This is a genomic window from Embleya sp. NPDC050493 (assembly GCF_044458105.1).
GTDB lineage: Bacteria > Actinomycetota > Actinomycetes > Streptomycetales > Streptomycetaceae > Embleya.
This window is the reverse complement of record NZ_JBITHP010000037.1, coordinates 50,943-71,919: the sequence shown is the minus strand read 5'-3', so window position 1 is coordinate 71,919 and position 20,977 is coordinate 50,943. Positions and strand designations below refer to the sequence as shown.

Annotated in this window: 12 protein-coding genes, 1 pseudogene and 5 CRISPR repeat arrays; of the genes and pseudogenes, 10 read left to right on the top strand and 3 right to left on the bottom strand. The window is 69.4% G+C overall.

What is annotated here, in order from left to right:
* Positions 1–78 precede the first annotated feature (78 nt).
* Positions 79–207 carry a hypothetical protein gene (locus ACIBM5_RS41885; RefSeq protein ID WP_396011935.1) on the bottom strand — a complete coding sequence of 43 codons (129 nt, stop codon included), beginning with the start codon at positions 205–207 and terminating at the stop codon, positions 79–81.
* Positions 208–2,296: 2,089 nt separating this feature from the next.
* On the opposite strand from ACIBM5_RS41885, the gene ACIBM5_RS41880 reads away from it, so the two are divergent.
* The 7 genes and pseudogenes from ACIBM5_RS41880 to ACIBM5_RS41850 all read left to right on the top strand — a co-directional run bounded on the left by ACIBM5_RS41880 (position 2,297) and on the right by ACIBM5_RS41850 (position 14,368).
* Positions 2,297–2,998 carry a DUF6508 domain-containing protein gene (locus ACIBM5_RS41880; protein ID WP_396011934.1) on the top strand — a complete coding sequence of 234 codons (702 nt, stop codon included), beginning with the start codon at positions 2,297–2,299 and terminating at the stop codon, positions 2,996–2,998.
* Positions 2,999–3,307: 309 nt separating this feature from the next.
* Positions 3,308–3,702: a CRISPR direct-repeat array (repeat unit 29 nt; unit sequence GTCGGCCCCGCGAACGCGGGGATGGTCCC).
* Between the two features lie 595 nt (positions 3,703–4,297).
* Positions 4,298–5,209, top strand: coding sequence for a hypothetical protein (locus tag ACIBM5_RS41875; RefSeq protein ID WP_396011933.1), 912 nt, complete (start codon positions 4,298–4,300; stop codon positions 5,207–5,209).
* Positions 5,210–5,669: 460 nt separating this feature from the next.
* The gene (locus ACIBM5_RS41870) at positions 5,670–5,900 is read left to right on the top strand and encodes a hypothetical protein (protein WP_396011932.1); all 231 of its coding nucleotides are present in this window, start codon (positions 5,670–5,672) and stop codon (positions 5,898–5,900) included.
* Positions 5,901–6,017: 117 nt separating this feature from the next.
* Positions 6,018–7,567: a CRISPR direct-repeat array (repeat unit 28 nt; unit sequence GTCGGCCCCGCGAACGCGGGGATGGTCC).
* A gap of 237 nt (positions 7,568–7,804) precedes the next feature.
* Positions 7,805–9,163, top strand: coding sequence for a hypothetical protein (locus ACIBM5_RS41865; protein ID WP_396011931.1), 1,359 nt, complete (start codon positions 7,805–7,807; stop codon positions 9,161–9,163).
* Between the two features lie 65 nt (positions 9,164–9,228).
* A pseudogene (locus ACIBM5_RS41860) lies at positions 9,229–9,960 on the top strand (ISL3 family transposase); the annotation flags it as partial.
* 466 nt (positions 9,961–10,426) lie between these two features.
* A CRISPR array of direct repeats spans positions 10,427–12,530; the repeat unit is 28 nt; unit sequence GTCGGCCCCGCGAACGCGGGGATGGTCC.
* Between the two features lie 198 nt (positions 12,531–12,728).
* Positions 12,729–13,604, top strand: coding sequence for a DNA-processing protein DprA (locus ACIBM5_RS41855; RefSeq protein WP_396011930.1), 876 nt, complete (start codon positions 12,729–12,731; stop codon positions 13,602–13,604).
* 14 nt (positions 13,605–13,618) lie between these two features.
* Complete coding sequence (locus tag ACIBM5_RS41850; protein ID WP_396011929.1) at positions 13,619–14,368, top strand: hypothetical protein; 750 nt, start codon at positions 13,619–13,621, stop codon at positions 14,366–14,368.
* 623 nt (positions 14,369–14,991) lie between these two features.
* A CRISPR array of direct repeats spans positions 14,992–15,568; the repeat unit is 28 nt; unit sequence GTCGGCCCCGCGAACGCGGGGATGGTCC.
* A gap of 121 nt (positions 15,569–15,689) precedes the next feature.
* Here the strand turns inward: ACIBM5_RS41850 and ACIBM5_RS41845 are convergent.
* Together ACIBM5_RS41845 and ACIBM5_RS41840 are read right to left on the bottom strand one after the other, a co-directional pair.
* Positions 15,690–16,253, bottom strand: a complete 564-nt coding sequence (locus ACIBM5_RS41845) for a hypothetical protein (protein ID WP_396011928.1) — start codon at positions 16,251–16,253, stop codon at positions 15,690–15,692.
* 203 nt (positions 16,254–16,456) lie between these two features.
* Positions 16,457–16,669: a hypothetical protein gene (locus tag ACIBM5_RS41840; RefSeq protein WP_396011927.1), complete on the bottom strand. Its 213-nt coding sequence runs from the start codon at positions 16,667–16,669 to the stop codon at positions 16,457–16,459.
* Positions 16,670–16,834: 165 nt separating this feature from the next.
* Between ACIBM5_RS41840 and ACIBM5_RS41835 the strand changes: the two genes are divergently transcribed.
* The 3 genes from ACIBM5_RS41835 to ACIBM5_RS41825 all read left to right on the top strand — a co-directional run bounded on the left by ACIBM5_RS41835 (position 16,835) and on the right by ACIBM5_RS41825 (position 20,824).
* Positions 16,835–18,172: a transcriptional regulator gene (locus ACIBM5_RS41835; protein WP_396011926.1), complete on the top strand. Its 1,338-nt coding sequence runs from the start codon at positions 16,835–16,837 to the stop codon at positions 18,170–18,172.
* 27 nt (positions 18,173–18,199) lie between these two features.
* On the top strand, positions 18,200–18,736 hold the full coding sequence (locus ACIBM5_RS41830; protein WP_396011925.1) for an NUDIX hydrolase: 537 nt from the start codon (positions 18,200–18,202) through the stop codon (positions 18,734–18,736).
* A gap of 611 nt (positions 18,737–19,347) precedes the next feature.
* Positions 19,348–19,863: a CRISPR direct-repeat array (repeat unit 28 nt; unit sequence GTCGGCCCCGCGAACGCGGGGATGGTCC).
* Between the two features lie 259 nt (positions 19,864–20,122).
* Entirely contained in the window at positions 20,123–20,824 is a 702-nt protein-coding gene (locus tag ACIBM5_RS41825; RefSeq protein WP_396011924.1) for a DUF6508 domain-containing protein, read from the top strand.
* Positions 20,825–20,977 lie beyond the last annotated feature (153 nt).

The following is a 20,977-nucleotide window of genomic DNA, read 5'->3' as shown; positions in this document are numbered from 1 at the left end:
CTTTTGGCATCGGGATCAGCGGGCGGCCGCGACCGCCGCACACGCGCCGAGCCCGCGGCGAGGACGACCAGGGTTGCTTCACCCGCTGCGGCCGCCTTCAGAGCCGCCTGCGGTCCCTTGACGGAACGCAATCGACAGGGCAACGAGGGCCTTTACTGCGGCGACGAACAGTGCAAACGCGATCAGCACCGGAAGCACGACAACCATGCCGTGCAACCTCACGCCATCCCCCGTTGAGGCCATGACCAGGGACGTCGATCGATGTTGCTCGCCAGTGTCCCGTGATCGAAGCCATGGCACCTCCGGCCATGGAAATTTGCGCGGGTGGGTGTTGATCGCTGAGCAAGCGGCCGCTGAACCGTGACTCTTCAGCCGCGAGGCCAAGCTCGCACTCGGACCGATGCGGCGGATCGGACGACTGCAATGGCTCGTGGACGATTGATACCCGGTCGTACGGCGTGCTGCCTTGAAGCCACACTCTCGGGGTGATGGACGCTCGGTCGCGACGAACGCGCCGCAGCGGGTGCGTAGACCTGCAATGAAGCCACGACTCTTCGGGTCGTGAACACGTGGCATCGTCTATCTGATACGCAGCTGGCGCGCCCACCTGTAATGAAGCCGCGACCCCTTTGGATGGCGGACACCAGAACGCCGGTCGCCTTTCTCAACCGCCTGCATTGAAGCCACGGCCCCGGGGTCGTGGACACGATTATCCGGCGCTGGTGATCGTGGACAACGTCAACCTGCAATACAGCCCATGGCCCTCGGAGTCGTGGAGACCACCAGGTCGCCGAGAGTCTGTGGTGGGAAGCCACCCTGCAATGAATGAAGCCACGATCCTTCGGGCCGGGGAACCTGTTGGTCACCGGCCTGGCGCCGCCGTCCGTGACTCTGCAATGAACCCAAGACCCTTCGGGCCGTGGATACGGTGCTGCAGATACCCGTCAATCTCTCCCAGGGTCCTGCAATGAAGCCACGACCTTTCGGGCCGTGGACACGCCTTCCCGGGCCACGTCATCGTCACGATGCGCGTCCTGCAATGAAGCCACGGCCATTGGGCCGTGGACACGCGGCGGCGGTGCTGCCAGGGATGTAGCAGTTGACGCCTGCAATGAAGCCACGACCCTTCGGGCCGTGGACACTTCGCTGTCGTCTACGCGAAGTTGTGGGATCCGCTCCTGCAATGAAGCCACCGCTCTCGGGTTCGTGGCCACCTTGGCCTTGCGAGCCGCAGCCTGGAGCGCCTCGAAACTGCAATGAAGCCACCACCTTTTCGGGCCGTGGGCACCTGGGCGGTCATCGGCATCGGGATGTTGATGGCGCCGCTGCAATGAAGCCACGACCCTTCGGGCGGGACATCCGCATCGTGTCGACGGTCGGCGTCCCCGGCATCCCCCTGCAATGAAGCTACGACCTTTCGGTCCGTGGACACGCGGACGCGATCTCCCTCGGGTCGAAGCGGGTCGACCTGCGATGAAGCCACGACCCTTCGGGACGTGGACACCTGTGCCGTCGGGGGTGACGGTGGTGCCACGGGCGTTGCTGCAATGAAGCCACGACCCTTCGGGACGTGGACACGGTCGCATTGACCAGCGCCGACCCTCGGGCGAGTTCGCTGCAATGAAGCCATGACCCTTCAGGCCGTGGACACCCTGACCGAGCAGGGAAATCCCGTCGCAGGCAATGAGCCCGGAAGTCTGCCCACATCAACTTTCACCAACAAAACGGACCTTCGGCCTCGGCGCGGCCAGCGTGTCGCATGTGCGCTCCAGGTTCCGAAGTAGAACGCATCGTTCCCTGCGACCGTAGTTCGATACCGACGCAACCGCAGCCTATCGCCCGGCCCGAATGCACTGCGCGATCGTGGGGCCGCCTGTGCGCGGTGCCCACTGCGACCTTTTCCATCGCCTCGCTCAAAGACCCACGCCATGCGGAGCAGTTCCATGTCGAGCGCCTTCGGCCACCGCTTCCGAGACAACGCCGGGACCGGTCCGAGGTGGACGAGTGGCGGATCGGCCCCGCGTCCGCGGGGATGGTCCCTGTGCCGGTTCGCGATCGAAAACGACTGCCCTGTCGGCCAGCGACGACGAAAGTTGAGCAAGCCCGGCCGGAGATCGCCGGGTCGGCCACCATCGGGATCCCGGGGTGCACACTGGGCACGCGGGCACCAACGGCCGCCACGCGCACGATTCTTCGTCGACGACATTGCCCCACCCTGTCCGAGCCGCCCCGGCCCGCCCCGGCGCCCCAGGCTCGCGATCAGATCTTGACCCCGAGTTTCGCAAGGGAGCCGCAAATGGACGACGGCCACGCCCGAAAAGACGATCTGACCACCGCCCTGCACCTCGACAGGACACAGGCATGGGCGGAACTCACGTCGCTCGCGGACGACTTCGTTGCCCCCGCGGCCGACGACGTGGTCTGGACCCGGCCACCACAAGCCGAGGACGGCGTCCTCACCCTCGCCTATCCGGATTACTCGGATCGGGTGAACCGAGCGGTGGAGCTGCTGTACGAGGTCGGCGCGGTCACCCCACGCGCCGACTGGACCGCGTCGCGCCAGCCCGACCACCGCAAGGCGGGCGGGCTCACCCCCGACGAGGCCGTCCTCGCCGCCACGCAGGTCGTCCGCGGTGAACGCTTCTGCGACGGCACAATCGGCACGGCCATCGCCGACGGGCTGTTCCACGTCGTGCTCGCCACCCTCGTCGAGACCCACCGCGCCCACCGGGGCGGTCCAGCGCCGGCGCCCCGGCGCGGGAAGGCTCCGGCACGACACGTGTACGTCGGTGATCGTCGACACGGGCAGGTCACCCACATCGCCCGCGACGGCCGTACCCGCCTGGTGTGGAACCAGGACACCCACGCGTTCGACGTCCAGGAACTCACCTGGACCACCACCGGATCCTGGAACAAGAAGCAGGCCTACGAACAGGTCAAACACGGCTGGGACACTGCCGAGGACCCGGACCACACCACAGAACACGACGATTCCTGACCCCGCCGCGAAACGACCCATCTGCTTGAACGTGATGACTTGCCTTCGACGCGCGTCCGTCGAGCGGCTGTTCCAGCAAGGCAGGCACGGAGAACAGCAATCGATGGATGCTCACTGGTGTCGCTGCGACGTTCGCCCCCGCCGCAAGCATGCGTCGCGGGGCACGCCGCCACATCAAAACCGATGAGACTCTCAGGTGAACTACCGTGGGTCGAAGAAGATCCTCTTTGGGTCATCGGGCATCAGGGTGGCAAGATGCAACTGAACGAAAACGGCGTTACCCGCTGGTAGAACCCCAGGTCACCCAGCGTCGGCCCCGCGAACGCGGGGATGGTCCCCCAGGTACCACACCTACGCCGAGGCAGCCGAGGTCGGCCCCGCGAACGCGGGGATGGTCCCTGGTCCGGCGTGCCCGTCCAGGCCGGCGGCAGGTCGGCCCCGCGAACGCGGGGATGGTCCACCCAGCCGAGGCCGAGCGTGCCGCCCGGCATGGTCGGCCCCGCGAACGCGGGGATGGTCCCCGCGCGGTGTGTTCCTGCGGTTCGACCGCGTCGTCGGCCCCGCGAACGCGGGGATGGTCCCTTGGTGTACGGCCTTTCCTGCTCGAACTCGGTGTCGGCCCCGCGAACGCGGGGATGGTCCCAGGTCCGGGTCCGCACTCGAACACGCCGCGTCGTCGGCCCCGCGAACGCGGGGATGGTCCCGGGGCGGCATCGGCAACCCGAGCGGTTGTCTGGTCCATCCGGGGGCGGTAGAGACGGCGCAGCCGGATGCCGGGCTTCTCGTTGGCGTCGGTGGAGGAATGCCGGTGAGGAGGCCGGCGAGTGAACTACCGTGAGGTCGAGAGGGATCCGCGTCGAGGGAGCGGATGGGTGGCAAGATGCAACCGAACGAGAACGGTGTTACCCGCTGGTAGAAGCCCAGGTCATCCAGTCCGCCCCGCGAACGCGGGGATGGTCCTGGGTGGGGATCCTGAACGAACCAACTGTGCGGGTCGGCCCCGCGAACGCGGGGATGGTCCCGGCGCCTGCCGCCCGCCGGGCCTCTTCGCCCGGTCGGCCCCGCGTAGGCGGGGACTTGCCCGCCGTGGTGCAGGGGCAGTTGGCGTGGTTCATGCTCGGCCCCGCGATCACGCCGATGACCTGCTGCAACGTCGTCGGGGCCGCCCGTCCGGACGCCGAGCCTGCGCAGGCAGTGTGATCAACCGTCGTCCTCGCCATCACGGTCAGCCGCATCGTCGGCGAAATGCCGCGCTCCCTGCCACCGGTCCTGTCCATGCCCCCTGGATAGGGTGATCCGGTGACGCAGCCCCTTCGTTCCCTGATCACCGAGGCAACGGCGCTGTCCGTTGCCGGACGCGGGCTCCGGCGGTACAAGATGGGTCCGGCCGTGATCGGGGCGGGCACGGGAGCAACCGTCGTGATCGTCGAACCCGGCGACCATCCGGGGGTCAGCGGCGTCCAGGACGCCACCAACGTACTCCTGCGCGGGGACAGGATCCCGGACCTCCACCCACGGTTCGACTTCCGGGGCACCCTGCCGATCCACCTCTTCGCCCGCCTGGACCAGGGCTGCCTTCCCCTCGGCACCGCGCTCTGCAGAGGAAGACCGTCCGCACCTGCCGACTTCGACCATGCCGCACTGGAACTCGACCAACCGCTGGGCCGCGAAATGCTCGACGCGGTCCGACCGGTCCCGGCACCCGGACCGGTGCCGGATGTGGGCTGGGTCGACCACGTGGAAACGGACCCGATCCGGGCCCTGGAAACGTTCGTCCTCGGTTGGTTTCCCGCCGAGCAGACCAAGCCGGCGGAAGAGGAGCGCACGGCGAGCGAACCGGGTGATCTGCCACCGGCGTTGACCGCTTTCCACCGCCTCGCCCGTCTCCGCCCGGCACTCCACGGATTCCACGACCCGGTACTCGAACAACCCGAGCGCGTTCCCGGACCCCTCGGCGACCGGCTCGTCTTCGCCGTGATGCACGGGGCCTCCATGGACTGGTCCATCCCATGGCCACCGGAAGGCCCGAGTGCAACCGACCCCCGCGTTTGGCACACCGAAGACCCCCGTACCGCAAACCCGGAGACGACCCTCGAAGACGAACCTCTGAGCCGCTTCCTCCTGCAGTTCACCCTCTACCAAGCCATGAATGCAGCCCCCTACCACGCACGGACCTACTGCACACCAACCCCGCGCCTTGACCCATTGTGAAGCGTGCTGCGCCCCGTACCCCTGAGTCCGTTCCTGCCGACGTACGAGGCCGACAAGTTCTTCGTGGCCCCTGGACTGCTCGCGTCAGTCAGCAGCGACGAGAGGGAAGCGGTCTTGACCTTCGCCGCACTCCACCGCGGGACCCTGACACCGCTGCTCGAACGCGGTTACCGCTGGCTCCGCTTCGACAGATAAGGTCGACACCGCCCCTTCGGGGATGGTTCCGACGGTACGTAGACGTGTCCGGCCTTCCTGCCGTCGGCCCCGCGAACGCGGGGATGGCTCCGCGACGTATCGCGCGATCTCCGAGGCGTGTTGGTCGGCCCCGCGAACGCGGGGGTGGCCCGAATTGAAGCAGCCCGGGACCACGGCCAGTCTGCGGGCCGTCCTACGAACGGCGCATTGCGGACGAACTGCGGAGACGGCCACCGACAACATGATGTCGACCTACCGTGGCCTCATGACATCCACCGACCCCTTCTCCGAGATCGTCGGGCGGAGCGCAATCGAGGACGCCCTACGAGGTATCGCGCCCCGTCCCGTCACGAACACGAAGTACTTCGTGCGGATCGCCGGACGCGCCTACCCCGTGAAACAGGTCGCACGTACATACACCGGTGTGCAGACGTTCAATACCCGACTGGCGCAAAGGTTCCTGCGACTCAACGGGTTCGAGATCCACAAGCATTAGCTACATACCGAACGAAAAAGGTGTCACTCACGGTAGATTCCCAGGTCATCCAGGGTCAGCCCTGCATACAGGCCGGGATGCTCCCGGCGGCTTCGTCACCGTCTACAACTCTGTCGCATGGGCGCCGCGAACTCGGGGATGGTCCCGCGGCGTTCGTCGCGACCGATCGGGGCGACGTCGGCCCCGCGAACACGGGGATGGTTCGGACGCCGCCCCGGCAACCTCGTGTTCGAACAGTCGGCCCCGCGAACGCGGGGATGTTCCCTGCGACCAGTCACCGCCGAACAGCCGGACCCCGTCGGCCCCGCGAACGCGGGGATGTTCCCACGTCGGCCTGGACGGCCCGATGCTGCTTCTGGTCGGCCCCGCGAACGCGGGGATGGTCCGCTTCTCCCGGCGTCGGTCGCGGGCATGATGTCGTCGGCCCCGCGAACGCGGGGATGTTCCCCGCCCACAAAGCGGTCAAGTTGCTCCGGGCCGGTCGGCCCCGCGCAGGCGGGGATGTTCCCGCCCTGAACGACCTAAAGAAGCGCGGCATGGTGTCGGCCCCGCACAGGCGGGGATGTTCCCGCGTACTCACCACGCGTCATGTCCGAGACCATGTCGGCCCCGCACAGGCGGGGATGTTCCGTACGTCCTGATCCGGCTCGCGTTGCTGGCGCTGTCGGCCCCGCACAGGCGGGGATGTTCCGGCGGCGAACCTCGCGGGCGCGTTGCGGGTGTCGTCGGCCCCGCGCAGGCGGGGATGGTCCTGGCCGACGACGACGGCCCGGAAGACACCGGCGGTCGGCCCCGCGAACGCGGGGATGGTCCCACTTCGCCCAGGGATGCGCGGAGACCGCAGCCGTCGGCCCCGCGAACGCGGGGATGGTCCCAGACCGGCGACCGCGAGGCCCACACCCTGCCGGTCGGCCCCGCGAACGCGGGGATGGTCCCCTCTCGAAACCTCTGCGGACGACCCGGCGGGCGTCGGCCCCGCGAACGCGGGGATGGTCCCAGACCGGCGACCGCGAGGCCCACACCCTGCCGGTCGGCCCCGCGAACGCGGGGATGGTCCCCTCTCGAAACCTCTGCGGACGACCCGGCGGGCGTCGGCCCCGCGAACGCGGGGATGGTCCTACCGTTGCCCTCTATTCGCCCCCTTCCGATTTGTCGGCCCCGCGAACGCGGGGAGGGTCCTCAGCACGCCCAGCAGCAGTCCCGGCAGCCGGAGTCGGCCCCGCGAACGCGGGGATGGTCCAAGAGCGGGCCAACCTGCCGTCCTACCGGCAGGGTCGGCCCCGCGAACGCGGGGATGGTCCCAGCAGTACTCGATATCCGCGCACCGCCCACCAGTCGGCCCCGCGAACGCGGGGATAATCCCTGGAGGCACTCGACGCCGAGGTCGTCGAGGACGTCGGCCCCGCGAACGCGGGGATGGTCCGCCCGCGCACCCGGAGCACAAGGCAGCGTTCGAGTCGGCCCCGCGAACGCGGGGATGGTCCCTCGCGTGCGTCGAGAACCTGGGTGTGCGTGGGGTCGGCCCCGCGAACGCGGGGATGGTCCCTGGTCCGCAGGCATGTACGCGTACTCGCAGCAGTCGGCCCCGCGAACGCGCGGATGGCCCCGGGCCAGCGACCACCATCCCCACCGTGCCCAGGTCGGCCCCGCGAACGCGGGGATGGCGGTGGCTTTGAGTAATCGCCGGGCGCGTATCGACTCCATGGGGTGCCGGCTTCGGAGGCCACGCGCGTGGGGGTTTTGTGGTGGTAGCCGAGTGCTTCGGCGACGACGGGTGCGGGCATGCGGAGGACGTGTCGGCGGATGGCGGCGGCCCGGCCGGCTGCCGGGGGCATGGCCCCGGATCACGTGTGATGGTTCCGACGTGCAGGCCGTGTCGGTGGTGAGGGCTAAGGTGCGCGGTCGTGGACGCTGCCGATCTCGACTACCGGGCCCGAACGTTGACGGGCTGCATTCCTCCGCTGCTGGTGGCGCGGCTTCTCGAACTCGGTCATGAGCGGGAAGTGGAGTTCCAGGCCGGCGGCGGGGAGTGGTTCTGCGCGCTGGAGTGGGCACGGCTGCTCGGGCAGCGGGGTCGGCGGAAGCAGGCGTTGGAGGTGCTCGCTCCGTACGTCGCCACGAACTGGTGGCCGGCGGCCCGAGCCCGGGCGGAGCTGCTGGAGGGCTGGGGCCGGGCGGAGGAGGCGATCGCGCTGTTCCGCCCGTACGCGGAGGCCGGTGACCGGACGGCGCTGGTCTTCTTCGCGCGCCTGCTGGCCCGCCACGACCGCAGCCGCGAGGCATTCACGCTGCTGCGCACCGGAATCCGGGACGGGTTCCTCGCCGAGTGCCTGGTCGACGTCGCCGGGACGGCGGGCATGGACGAGGAAGCCGCGGCCCTCTTGGAGGCCCGGGTGGAACGGGCGGTCCCCGCTTGCGACGACCCCGACTGCAACAACCTCCGGATGCAACCGTCCAACGCAGTCGGCCTGCTCGCCACGATCAGGGAACGCCAGGGCCGGATCGAGGAGGCGATCACCCTGCTGCACACCCGCGAGACCACCTCCGTCAACGGCCGTGACCAGCTGGCCGACCTGCTGGCCAGACACGATCGGACCACGGAACTACGTGCGTACGCAGCGTCCGAGCACCACGGGCACGCCGCGCAGCGCCTTGCCGAAGTGCTGGAGGAACGCGGCGACGTGGAAGGCGCGATCGCCGCCTACCGCACGTTCGGTGCCACACCTTCCGGCATGTGGCATGTGGCTGTACCGCTGTCCGAGCTCCTGGCCCGTCACGGACGCAGCGATGAGGCGATCGAGGTATTGCGCACGCTCACCGAACACGGCGCGGAGGACTGGATCGTCCACACTCTCTGCACCCTGTACGCCGACCACGGCCGGCCCCGGGACGGCCTGGCCCACCTCGATGCCCTCAAGACGCGAAGCGGCGGCAGGGAGGACTGGGACTTGTTCCAAATGCGGCTCCCGCTCATGGCCGACTGCGGCCTGCTCGACGAAGCGATCGAGCAGGCGCGGACGCACCCTGAGGGCGACACCTGGTACGCGGCCTGGGCCCTGTCCGACATGCTTGACAAAGCCGGCCGCACCGAAGAAGCCGACGCAGTCCTCGAACAGCACCCGAAACTCAACAGCTCTCTCCGTGCCGAGCGCCTCATCAACCTCGGCCGCATCGAAGACGCTGTACGAGTCCTCCAGCAGCCGATCAGCAAACCGACCACACCCGCATGGAACGGCGCCCACTCCACCGAACCACCGTTCTGACAACTCGGGCTGGGACGTGCCACGTCTCCACCGGGCTCTGTCTCACGCTGTGAGTCCGTGATCATGTGCAGGTATTCAGTGCGAACGAGCTTGTGGGCGCGGTGTTTTCGGGTCCGGCGCCGCTGGTGGTTGAGGAGGTCGCGGACGGCGGCGAGGTCATCCGGGTGCGGGCTCGGGCTCCCGGCGTGCCGGTGGATTGCCCGGATTGCGGCGGTCGGACAGGCCGTGTGCGCCTTCCACGAACGCACGGTGACGGACGTCCCCGTCGATGCCCGCCGGGTGGTCGTCGTGGCCCGAGTTCGCCGTCTCGCCTGTCCGACGCCGACCTGTCCTCGGGTCACGTTCCGTGAGCAAATCCCAGGTCTGCCGGAGCGCTGTCAGCGGCGAACCGTTAGGTCGTCGGCTCGGGTCCGCGTCGTGGTGAGAGAATTCGCCGGCCGCGCTGGCGCGCGGACTCCGAAGGCGCTGGGAGCCGGGATGTCGCGGTGTACCGCGCTCCTTGTACTGGAAGGCATTGCTTCGCCGGTCCTCAAGGTGCCCCGTGTTCTCGGTGTCGACGACTTCGCGCTCAAGCGTCGGCACCGCTATGCGACGGTGCCGACCGACGCCGAGACCGGCGAACGCATCGACGTCCTGCCCGGTCGTGGCGCGGACGCCTTGGAGTCCTGGCTGCGTGAGCACCCGGGAGTGTCGGGATGGTCTGCCGGGACGGATCCGGCGCCTACGCGGAAGGCATCCGACGCGCCTTACCTGACGCGGTTCAGGTCGGCGACCGGTGGCATCTGCACCGCCTGTGCGGAAAGACCCGGCAGCGTCCAGGAACACACGACCCGCGAGTGCTGGTACACCGGCCGGGCGACCGCGGACGGCTTGGGCGGCAGCACGAACACCGACATCGAATACACCTGAACCGCATGCGTGTGCGGATCCCGCGCGAGCCCGGAATCATGAAGTGACGGCGCGTCCGAAAACCGGATGCCCACCGGACGGCCTCTGCAGGCGGGGTCGGCCCCGCGCGAGCGGGGATGGTTCCGAGGCGGCATCGGCAACCCGAGCGGTTGTCTGGTCCACCAGGGGGCGGTAGAGACGGCGCAGCCGGATGCCGGGCTTCTCCTTGGCGTCGGTGGAGGAATGCCGGTGAGGAGGCCGGCAAGTGAACTACCGTGAGGTCGAGAAGGATCCGCGTCGAGGGAGCGGATGGGTGGCAAGATGCAACCGAACGAAAACGGTGTTACCCGCTGGTAGAAGCCCAGGTCATCCAGTGTCGGCCCCGCGAACGCGGGGATGGTCCCGTCTCGACCGTGTAGACCACGGACTCGCCGCCGTCGGCCCCGCGAACGCGGGGATGGTCCCACCGTGTCCAGCCTTGTACGGCGCGCCCGGGCGTCGGCCCCGCGAACGCGGGGATGGTCCCGTCGCCGGGTAGTTCGCCGACGCCTCGCGCAGGTCGGCCCCGCGAACGCGGGGATGGTCCGGCCACCTCGGCCGGACGCTCGGCGTGCGCTCGGTCGGCCCCGCGAACGCGGGGATGGTCCGGGTTACGCCCACTCAGCCATAGCGAAGTTGCGGTCGGCCCCGCGAACGCGGGGATGGTCCTACCTGGACCGAGCCATCGCCCAGTTCGGCTGTGTCGGCCCCGCGAACGCGGGGATGGTCCCACGTCTAACGGCGAAACTCTCCGTTGGCCGGTGTCGGCCCCGCGAACGCGGGGATGGTCCCAGCGCGAGTGGGAGGCGGCACAGGAGCGGGAGGTCGGCCCCGCGAACGCGGGGATGGTCCGGTCTACGCCACGGCGCGAGTGACGGCGGCGAGGTCGGCCCCGCGAACGCGGGGATGGTCCCTCTTCGCCCTCGTCCAGGCATGTGGAGGCACGGTCGGCCCCGCGAACGCGGGGATGGTCCGCCCGTACAGCGTCAAGAGGGGCGGGCCAAGATGTCGGCCCCGCGAACGCGGGGATGGTCCCTTCGTCGGGCTCCACGACCCGGGCGCAGAGGAGTCGGCCCCGCGAACGCGGGGATGGTCCCTCGTGACGCTGGCCACCTCGGTGGTCGGCGCCGTCGGCCCCGCGAACGCGGGGATGGTCCCCGGTGCACCGATTGCTTCTGCCAGGGTGGCGAGTCGGCCCCGCGAACGCGGGGATGGTCCCGCCTCGACGCTGCTGACGGCCGGGAGTCGCATGTCGGCCCCGCGAACGCGGGGATGGTCCCCCGAGGTCCTCCATGATCTGCTTCGCCTCGGCGTCGGCCCCGCGAACGCGGGGATGGTCCCTCCGCATCGGCGAGCCGCAGCCTTTCCTTCGCGTCGGCCCCGCGAACGCGGGGATGGTCCATGGGTCGGGTACTCCTGGAGGGTGTCGAGCATGTCGGCCCCGCGAACGCGGGGATGGTCCTTGCTGAACGGCGAGGACGCGATCGGACTGGAGGTCGGCCCCGCGAACGCGGGGATGGTCCTGGGCACCAGGCCACGGGTGTACCTCCTCCAGGGTCGGCCCCGCGAACGCGGGGATGGTCCTCCGAGGCGGAGCCGGATCGGCTGGTCCGCGCGGTCGGCCCCGCGAACGCGGGGATGGTCCCGGGCCTGCACAAGGGCACGGTGAGCCGTGAGCGTCGGCCCCGCGAACGCGGGGATGGTCCCTGGCCCCGGCGGTGAGCCGGGACTACGCCGAGGTCGGCCCCGCGAACGCGGGGATGGTCCTGAGGTGTCCTTCCTTGAGAAGGGTGTGAAAAAGTCGGCCCCGCGAACGCGGGGATGGTCCGGCCGCCGCACCCTTGTCGGAAGGCGGCTGGGCGTCGGCCCCGCGAACGCGGGGATGGTCCCCTCTACGGGCTGACTGACCCTGTGTCTGTGCAGTCGGCCCCGCGAACGCGGGGATGGTCCTCCGCGATCGGTAGCTCACTTCCGGGCGTTTTGGTCGGCCCCCCGCGAACGCGGGGATGGTCCCTGATGATCGGCCGGCCGGCGCCCGCAGCGACCGTCGGCCCCGCGAACGCGGGGATGGTCCCTACTACGCGGACGGTCAGAGCGAGCAGGGCATGTCGGCCCCGCGAACGCGGGGATGTTCCGAACAAGGCGGACCGGCGGAAGATCCACAGGTAGTCGGCCCCGCGCAGGCGGGGATGTTCCGACGCGTGAGCGCCTGGACGAGATCGTCACCCAGTCGGCCCCGCGCAGGCGGGGATGCTCCCGTGGGCTCTCCGTCGGTCCACTCGTTGGTGGTGTCGGCCCCGCGCAGGCGGGGATGTTCCTGCCGTTCCGAGACCCAGCGCCGCCTCGGCCAGGTCGGCCCCGCGAACGCGGGGATGGTCCCAGACAGGCGACCAGACATACCACGACCATGGGGTCGGCCCCGCGACGCGGGGATGAACCCCAAGCGGTCCCCGGCCAGCCCGAGGGCTGACCGCCCCGGATACCGTCTCGTGTCCCCTCGGCTTCGCGAGCGTGGCGATGTTTCCTCTCGTAGGTCAAAGCCGTCCGCAGCCGCCACATCGGTTCAAGTTGCGCAGCGTTATCGGATCGAAAAGATGTTCGACGAATTCCAGAGGGTGCCGGTTCCTATACTTGCGACATGGATCACGAGCTGGAGCGTGCCGCTCTCGTAGCCCTTCTGCGGCAGACGGACCGCTCTTGGTCCGAGATCACCGACCGGGTCGAAACCGTCGGCAGCGCGCGCGAGGTCCTGGAGAGGCCCGAAGGGCAGGGCGCCCTGTTCGCCACGGAACCCGTCGTGGACCTGGAATCGATCGTTGCCGAGATCACCGCGTGGGAGCGCGAGGGCATGCGGCTGGTGACCATCCTGGACGAGGAATACCCCCTGTATCTCCGACTGGTCCACCAGCGACCGCCCTTCCTCTTCCTGCGCGGCGCGAACATGGAAGACGATCTTCGGGTCGCCGTCGTCGGCACCCGAACGCCGACCCCGGAGGGTGTCGACCATGCCGGTGCCATCGCCGGCGGGCTCGCGGAGCGGGGCGTCACCGTCGTCTCCGGCCTGGCCGCCGGTGTGGACACCGCGGCCCACCGCGCCGCGCTCGCGGCCGGTGGCCGCACCATCGCCGTCGTCGGAACCGGCCTGCGTCGCTGCTACCCGGCCCAGAACGCCCGCCTGCAGCAGGAGATCGCCGATCGCGGACTGGTCATCTCCCAGTTCTGGCCGGACGCGCCACCCTCGAAAACCTCCTTCCCGATGCGGAACGCCGTCATGAGCGGCTACAGCCTCGCCACGGTGGTGATCGAGGCCGCCTACCGCAGTGGCGCCCGCATGCAGGCCCGCCTCGCCCTGGAACACGGACGCCGGGTCTTCCTCATGCGATCGTTGATGACACACGCCTGGGCACGCGACTACGCAGCCCGGCCGAACACCACCGTGATCGACGGACCCGAGGACGTCTTCCGACAAATCGACTCCCTCGTCCCCACAACGGGCGAACTGACCTGGGCATAGGCGGGCGGACACACGTGGCAACCGTCGCCGAACTGTCCGCGCGCTACGCCAACTTCCTCGTGCACCCCCTGGTGCCCGGACCCGCCGTATGCCGGGTCTGCAAGGGCCCGGCGAAGCCCGAGTACTCCACCTGCTGGCCGTGCCACGAGGCACGCCGAATCCTCGAGGCGGGCGTGGCCGACGCCGTGATCCCCGTCAGCCTGGCCCTCAAACGCGAGCAGTACGCCAACGAACTCTGGCGATACAAGAACACTGCGGGACCCCAGCAGGAGTACTTCCGGACGGGCCTGGCGGCTGTCCTGTGGCGCTTCCTCGAACGTCACGAGCGCTGCATCGCCGAGCACTGCTCGGTCCCCGGCCTGACAACGGTCACCGTCGTGCCCACTACCAGCGGCCGCGTCGACCATCCCTTACGGACGATCGTCGCGAGCACGGTGGGCGTCACCCGAGACCGATACCGCGACCTTCTCACCGCGACGCCCAACGCGACCGAACTCGGCCGTACCGCATCCTCGTCGCGGTACACCTCCTCGCCTGTCCGGGGCGAGAACGTGCTCCTCATCGACGACACCTGGACCACCGGACATCACGCCCAGTCCGCGGCATCCGCACTCAAGGCTGCAGGCGCGAACAGCGTGGCCATCGTCGTCCTCGGACGCCATCTCAACACCGAGTACGGAGATACAGCCACGCATGTGAAGCAGGCACGACTGCGTCGGTTCTCCTGGGAGACCTGCGTGCTGTGCAACCAGAACACTGTATGAAGCACCCAGGGCGACACGACCACCGAGTTGTGCCCAGTCGGACTGCATCTGATGAAGCAGCCGGTACGGGCAGGTCAGCACGTGTTTTGCGGCCTCCCTGAAGCTGACGCCCTGTCAGGAGACCTGACAGTAAGGCTGGCATCAGGCCCTTGACCTGTGGCAATGCCACTGACCAACGGCCTGCAGCACCACGCTCTTCGCCCCGATCCCTCCCCACCCATCGATCGAGGCACAGAACCCGGCAAAAGCCGCCGACATCACATGTTCCGACCGAAAGCCCGGACACACGGATGTCAGCCAGCTACCGGCCGGGCCCTCGGGTTCGACACCAAGCTAAAGGAGCCGCCAGCGGCGATACACGGACGCCATGCCCCCCGCAGGACGCTCCCGGTCACCCGACGCACGCTCGACCACGACCCTGCCGTCCTCGGCCCAGAGCCGGTCCCCAGCGCACAGGAACAACGGCCGTTCCAGCTCGAACACCGAGCACCCGGGCTCGAAGTCCACCCTGTTCAGCAGCAACATCCTCAAGGCCGTCACACGCTCACCGGTCAGTATCACTTCCCCATACTCTCGCAGCGGGCGAGTGAGTTTCCTTCCACGAAGACCCGTTCCCCGGGACCGTCGGCCCCGCGAACGCGGGGATGGTCCGCCGTGCATGTCCAGCAGCGTCGCCAGCTCGCGGTCGGCCCCGCGAACGCGGGGATGGTCCCTCGCGGAGGAGGTTGTCCCGCTGGGCGGGGTGGTCGGCCCCGCGAACGCGGGGATGGTCCCAGCACGCCCATCGACATGGACACCGTGCCGTTGTCGGCCCCGCGAACGCGGGGATGGTCCACCCTGCGGTGAGGACGTCGACGGGCTGCACCTGTCGGCCCCGCGAACGCGGGGATGGTCCCCCGCCGGCGTCCGGCACACCCGTGACGTACGGGTCGGCCCCGCGAACGCGGGGATGGTCCCGAGGCGTCGATGTAGGGCGTGCCGTAGCTGGTGTCGGCCCCGCGAACGCGGGGATGGTCCTGCTTTCGAAGCACTTGGGGGATGGATGATTCGGTCGGCCCCGCGAACGCGGGGATGGTCCCGCACCCCGCCCCGTGGTGTTCAGCGACCTGCCGTCGGCCCCGCGAACGCGGGGATGTTCCCTACGCGGACGCGCACGACCTGGCGTACAAGAGGTCGGCCCCGCGCAGGCGGGGATTGTCCTCGGAGGTCGCGACGCTCGCCGATCCGCGCAGCCGTACCTCCGTCGCCAGGGTGCCGCGGGCAATGTCGAGTCGCAGAGCGGCATCGACGTGCTCGGCCAGGGCGTACTCGACGTCGCTGGTCACCGGCTGCTCGCGGACTCCGGAAGGTGCCGCCGGACAACTCGGTCGGCGACCGCTGCGCGGACGCCCTCGCTTGCGAGCCACAAGCCGAGGCGCTGGTGCAACTCGGTGACCTGGTCGATGGTCAGGCCGGTGACCGGCATCGGGTCGAGGCACAGCTTCGGCTCGGGTGGCGCGGTGGTGGGGATCAGGTCGGGTCGGTGGTGGGCGATGTCGTCGAGAAGGTCGGCGCGGTGGTGCTCCTCGATGTGCGCGATCACGCCCGGCTCCCGGTCGGCCGGGTGCACAACGACGCGCAACAGGAGGCCGACTCCGTCGCGCACGACGCGGGCCCGTCCCGGCTGCGGCTCTGTCGGGTGCCGGGGGCACAGCAGCGTCTCGGCGAGCGCGGTCACCTCGGCGTCGGTGAGGTGGACGGCGACACGGTCGAGTTGCACGGCCGGCGCGTGCAGGCCGGCCGAGGCCACGGCCAGGCGCCACGGCCGCGGGTGGTCGGCGGGCGACAGGTGGATGGTCCAGGCGGGCAGGGTCACCGTCTCGGCAACCGCCTCGGTGTCGGTCACGAGGACTCCATCGTGGATGAACGGGCGCGGATGATGGGCGCGGGCGGGGCCGGTGCCGCCGTCGGGACGGCGCGAGGGGAGTGCTCCTCCAGCCCCTGCCGGCCCCGCGTCGCGGGTGGCCCGGCCCGGCGGCTCCTCACGGGCAGTGGTCGCCGCCGGACCGGGGTATGCGGCCGGCCGCAGCAGGGGCGGCATTCGGCACGTCAGTCACCCGAGTTCGAGATGCGGCCGTTCTGCGGACTGCACAGCGTCCGGGCCAGTTCGACCTGCAACTGATGTACGAGGACGCGGGCTTGGTCGCGTTCGAGGTCGTAGGCCGGTGCCTCGCCCTCGTCACCGACGTCGAGCACGACCCGGATCGGCCGCACGGGATCTCCGGACGGATCCACCCGGATCATCAGCGGCTTCTCGCTCACGTGGGCTCCTCGCGATTCGACTGCCGTTCCCACAGACTCGGGGCTCCACCGCACACGGCGGCAGGTGTGAGAACCGGCCGCGCACGTACGCGATTCACACGGGGTGTGAACCGCGAATCGTTAGGCTCGACGACCAGGGCTTGACACGCGACACCAAGGGGACCCATGAGCCCGAACCACCTGCTCGCCGCTGTGCTCGACGACTCCGGGATGTCCCGCGCCGGACTCGCACAACGCGTCAACGACCTCGCCGCCACATCCGGCCTCGCCCTCCGCTACGACCACACCTCGGTCGGCAGATGGCTCAAAGGCCAACGCCCCCGGAGCCGCTCCATCGAGCTGGTGTGCGCCGTCCTCAGCGAACGCCTCGGCCGCGAGATCACCCCCCAGGACGTCGACCTCGACACCCGCACCGACGGACCCCCCGGCACGACCCTGCCCGCGTTCGTCGAGCGCGCACCCGCACTGTGGACGTCCGACCATCGCCACGCAGCCACCGCACAGGAGACCCCCGCCGTCACCGGCATGGCCGCCATCGCCCCCGTCTGGGAATGGGAGAACCCACCACACGACCTCGACACGTCCCACTTCGGCATCGGCCGCGTAGGCACCGAGGATCTGGAGATGCTCAGGGGCGCCCGCACCCACTACGAACGGATGTACCAACAGGCGGGCGGCCTCGCCGCCAAGCCCCGCGTCACCCGATTCCTCGCCGAGACCGTGGCCCCGGCCGTACGCGGCCACTACCCCGATCGCATCGGACGCGAGCTGTTCCGCGCGGCAGGCGGCCTGGTCGCCATCGCCGGCATCTGCTCCTACGACTCCGACCAACAGGGCCTCGCGCAGCGGTACTACCACCAAGCCCTTCGCATGGCCAAGGCGTCCGGCGACCACGCCTTCGGCGGGTACGTCATCGCCCTGCTGGTCACCCAAGCCATGCACCTACGCGACTACCGCCAAGTGATCGCCTTCGCCGAAGCAGGCATCCGCACCGCCGGTCCGCACCTGTCCCCCGCGCTCGCCACCGACCTGTACGCCATGCAGGCGAAAGCATTCGCGCGGATGAAGCAACCCGGCTCCGCACGCGCGAGCCTGAGCCGGGCCGAGGACTCCAACGGACGTATCCGGCGGACCGAGGAACCCCCGGAGACCGGCTACGTCCAGCCCGGACGCGTCGAAGCCCAAGCCGCCGAGGCCCTGCTGAGCCTCGGCGACCATCGGCCCGCGATGCGATACGCCGAGGAAGCGGTCGGCACACGGACTCACGCCCGCGGCAAGGTCCACCGACTCGCCACCATGACCTCGCTCGCGATCGCATGCAGAGACCTGGACCACGCCGTGGTCGCCGCCGACGCCACGCTGGACGCCGCACAGGGAATGGAATCCAAACGCCTCGCCGACCGCCTGCACGGCATCCATCACGAACTCGCCCACCACACCGATGTGCCGACAGTGCGCGAGGTGGCCGAAAGGGTCGAGACTGTCCTGTCGATGCCCATCTGACGCAACCACCACCCCCGGAGGAGACGCATGCAGTGGATCAAGCACACCGAGACGGACGTGTACGCGAACCGCTGGTTCACGATCCGCCTCGCAGACGTCGAACTCCCCGACGGACGCCACCTCGACCACTACCTGATTCGGCAGCGACCCGTTGCGCTCGCGACAATCGTCGACGAACAAGACCGCGTACTCCTGCTGTGGCGCCATCGGTTCATCACCGACACATCGGGCTGGGAACTCGCCGCCGGCGTCGTCGAGGTGGAGGCCGGCGAGAGCGTCGAGGACGCCGCAGCGCGCGAGATGCTGGAAGAGACCGGGTGGCGCCCCGGGCCGCTACGCCACCTGCTCAGCGTCGAGCCCTCCAACGGCCTGTCCGATGCCGTGCACCACGTCTACTGGTCCGACTCCGGCGAGCACGTCGGCGAACCCGAGGACGGATTCGAGTCGGACCGGATCGAGTGGGTGCCCCTGAAGGAAGCGCCGGACATGATCGTGCGAGGCGAGGTCCGCTCCTCGAACGCAGTCTCGGCCCTGCTCATGCTGCACCGGCTTCGCGGGCTCTGACTCGCCGAATCGGCGGCCTGACCGGGATCTGGCTGGAGACTGGCCACGCATTATGTGCCGGGGTCGACCGAGGCCTTTGCGATCGTTTTGACGACGGGCTCGATCGTTAATTTCTATCGAGTTGCAGCCCTGCATTCCTGCGGAACGGCGGTCCGGAGGAAAGGAGGTGACTGGGTCGCCCCCGCGAACACGGGAACGTTCCGTGGTCCTTGACGGCTCGGACGTGTGCGTGGTCACCCCGCGCAGGCGCGGATGCTGCCTCCGCGATCTGGATACCCGCCGGCCACGTCGGCCCCGCGAACGCAGGGATGTTCCCACGCGCCACGACTACTACCCGAGCAAGCATCCGTCGACCCGGCGCAGGCGGGGATTGTCCCAAGGCGGCATCGGCAACCCGAGCGGTTGTCTGGTCCGTCCGGGGGCGGTAGAGACGGCACAGCCGGATGCCGGGCTTCTCGTTGGCGTCGGTGGAGGAATGCCGGTGAGGAGGCCGGCGAGTGAACTACCGTGAGGTCGAGAGGGATCCGCGTCGGGGGAGAGAGCGGATGGGTAGCATGATGCAACCGAACGAAAACGATGTTACCCGCTGGTAGAAGCCCAGGTCATCCAGTGTCGGCCCCGCGAACGCGGGGATGGTCCGCCGCTGAACAGTTGGGTCTCGCCCGCCGTCAGGTCGGCCCCGCGAACGCGGGGATGGTCCCCTCGGCGTACCCGTGCGAGTAGGTGACCCAGAGTCGGCCCCGCGAACGCGGGGATGGTCCTGCGCGGGACGCCAGGCGGTCCGCCTCCTGGATGTCGGCCCCGCGAACGCGGGGATGGTCCCAGCGCGTCGTCCCCGAGCCTCACCTGCGGGTTGTCGGCCCCGCGAACGCGGGGATGGTCCGGCGCTGGTAGGGCGGCGGCGGGCGTGGCGTGCGTCGGCCCCGCGAACGCGGGGATGGTCCAGGCAAGGGCAAGAAGAACAAGCCGGACGCGGCGTCGGCCCCGCGAACGCGGGGATGTTCCCGCCATCGCGCGCACGGTCACCGCCGGCGGCGTGTCGGCCCCGCACAGGCGGGGATGGTCCCGGGTGCGCGATTCCCGGGTGCCCGTATGGCCAGTCGGCCCCGCGTCCGCGGGGATGGTCGGTTCGTGGTGACCTGCGCGATCGCGGATCCGGTGTGCGGCGACGAAAGCGGTTGAGCAAGGCCGGCCGGAGATCGCCGGGTCGGCCACCATCGGGATCCCCGGGGTGCACACTGGGCACGGGGGCACCAACGGCCGCCACGCGCACGACTTTTCGTCGACGACATTGCCGCACCCTGTCCAAGCCGCCCTGGGCCGCACCGGCGCCCCGCAGGGCCCCGCGATCAGATCCTGACCCCTCGTTTCGGAAGGGAGCCGCAAATGGACGACGGCCGCGCCCGAAAGGGCGATCTGACCACCGCCCTGCACCTGGACAGGACGCAGGCATGGGCGGAACTCGCGTCGCTCGCGGACGACTTCGTCACCCCTGCGGCTGGCGACGTGGTCTGGACCCGGCCACGACAAGCCGAGGACGGCGTCCTCGCCCTCGCCTTTCCGGTCTACTCGGATCGGGTGAACCGCGCGGTGGAGCTGCTGTACGAGGTCGGCGCGGTCACCCCACGCGCAGACTGGACCGCGTCGCCCCGGCCCGACCACCACAAGCCGGGCGGGCTCACCCCCGACGAAGCCGTCCTCGCCGCCACGCAGGTGGTCCGCGGTGAACGCTTCTGCGACGGCACGATCGACACGGCCATCACCGACGGGCTGTTCCACGCTGTGCTCGCCACCCTCGTCGAGACCCGCCGCGCCCACCGGGACGGTCCAGCGCCGGCGCCCCGGCGCGGGAAGGCCCCGGCGCGACACGTGTACGTCGGTGATCATCGACATGGGCAGGTCACCCACATCGCCCGCGACGGCCGTACCCGACTGGTGTGGAACCAGGACACCCACGCCTTCGACGTCCAAGAACTCACCTGGGCCACCACCGGATCCTGGAACAAGAAGCAGACCTACGAACAGGTCAAACACGGCTGGGACACAGCCGACGACCCCGACCACCCCACAGAACACGACGATTCCTGACCCCGCCGCATCTGCTCGAAAAGCCGGGAATGAGGAATGCCGGGGAGAAGCCGCACGGTGAAATACCGTGGAGTCGAGGGAGATCCGCTTCACGACAGGCGACAACAGGTGGCAAGATGCAACTGAACGAAATCGGTGTTACCCACCGGTAGA

What these genes read in the sequence shown, in the direction of transcription:
- ACIBM5_RS41885 (WP_396011935.1), bottom strand. Translation starts at nt 207, where the DNA reads ATGGTTGTCGTGCTTCCGGTGCTGATCGCGTTTGCACTGTTCGTCGCC.
- ACIBM5_RS41830 (WP_396011925.1), top strand. Translation starts at nt 18,200, where the DNA reads ATGCAGTGGATCAAGCACACCGAGACGGACGTGTACGCGAACCGCTGG.
- ACIBM5_RS41825 (WP_396011924.1), top strand. Translation starts at nt 20,123, where the DNA reads ATGGACGACGGCCGCGCCCGAAAGGGCGATCTGACCACCGCCCTGCAC.
- ACIBM5_RS41855 (WP_396011930.1), top strand. Translation starts at nt 12,729, where the DNA reads ATGGATCACGAGCTGGAGCGTGCCGCTCTCGTAGCCCTTCTGCGGCAG.
- ACIBM5_RS41835 (WP_396011926.1), top strand. Translation starts at nt 16,835, where the DNA reads ATGAGCCCGAACCACCTGCTCGCCGCTGTGCTCGACGACTCCGGGATG.
- ACIBM5_RS41870 (WP_396011932.1), top strand. Translation starts at nt 5,670, where the DNA reads ATGACATCCACCGACCCCTTCTCCGAGATCGTCGGGCGGAGCGCAATC.
- ACIBM5_RS41880 (WP_396011934.1), top strand. Translation starts at nt 2,297, where the DNA reads ATGGACGACGGCCACGCCCGAAAAGACGATCTGACCACCGCCCTGCAC.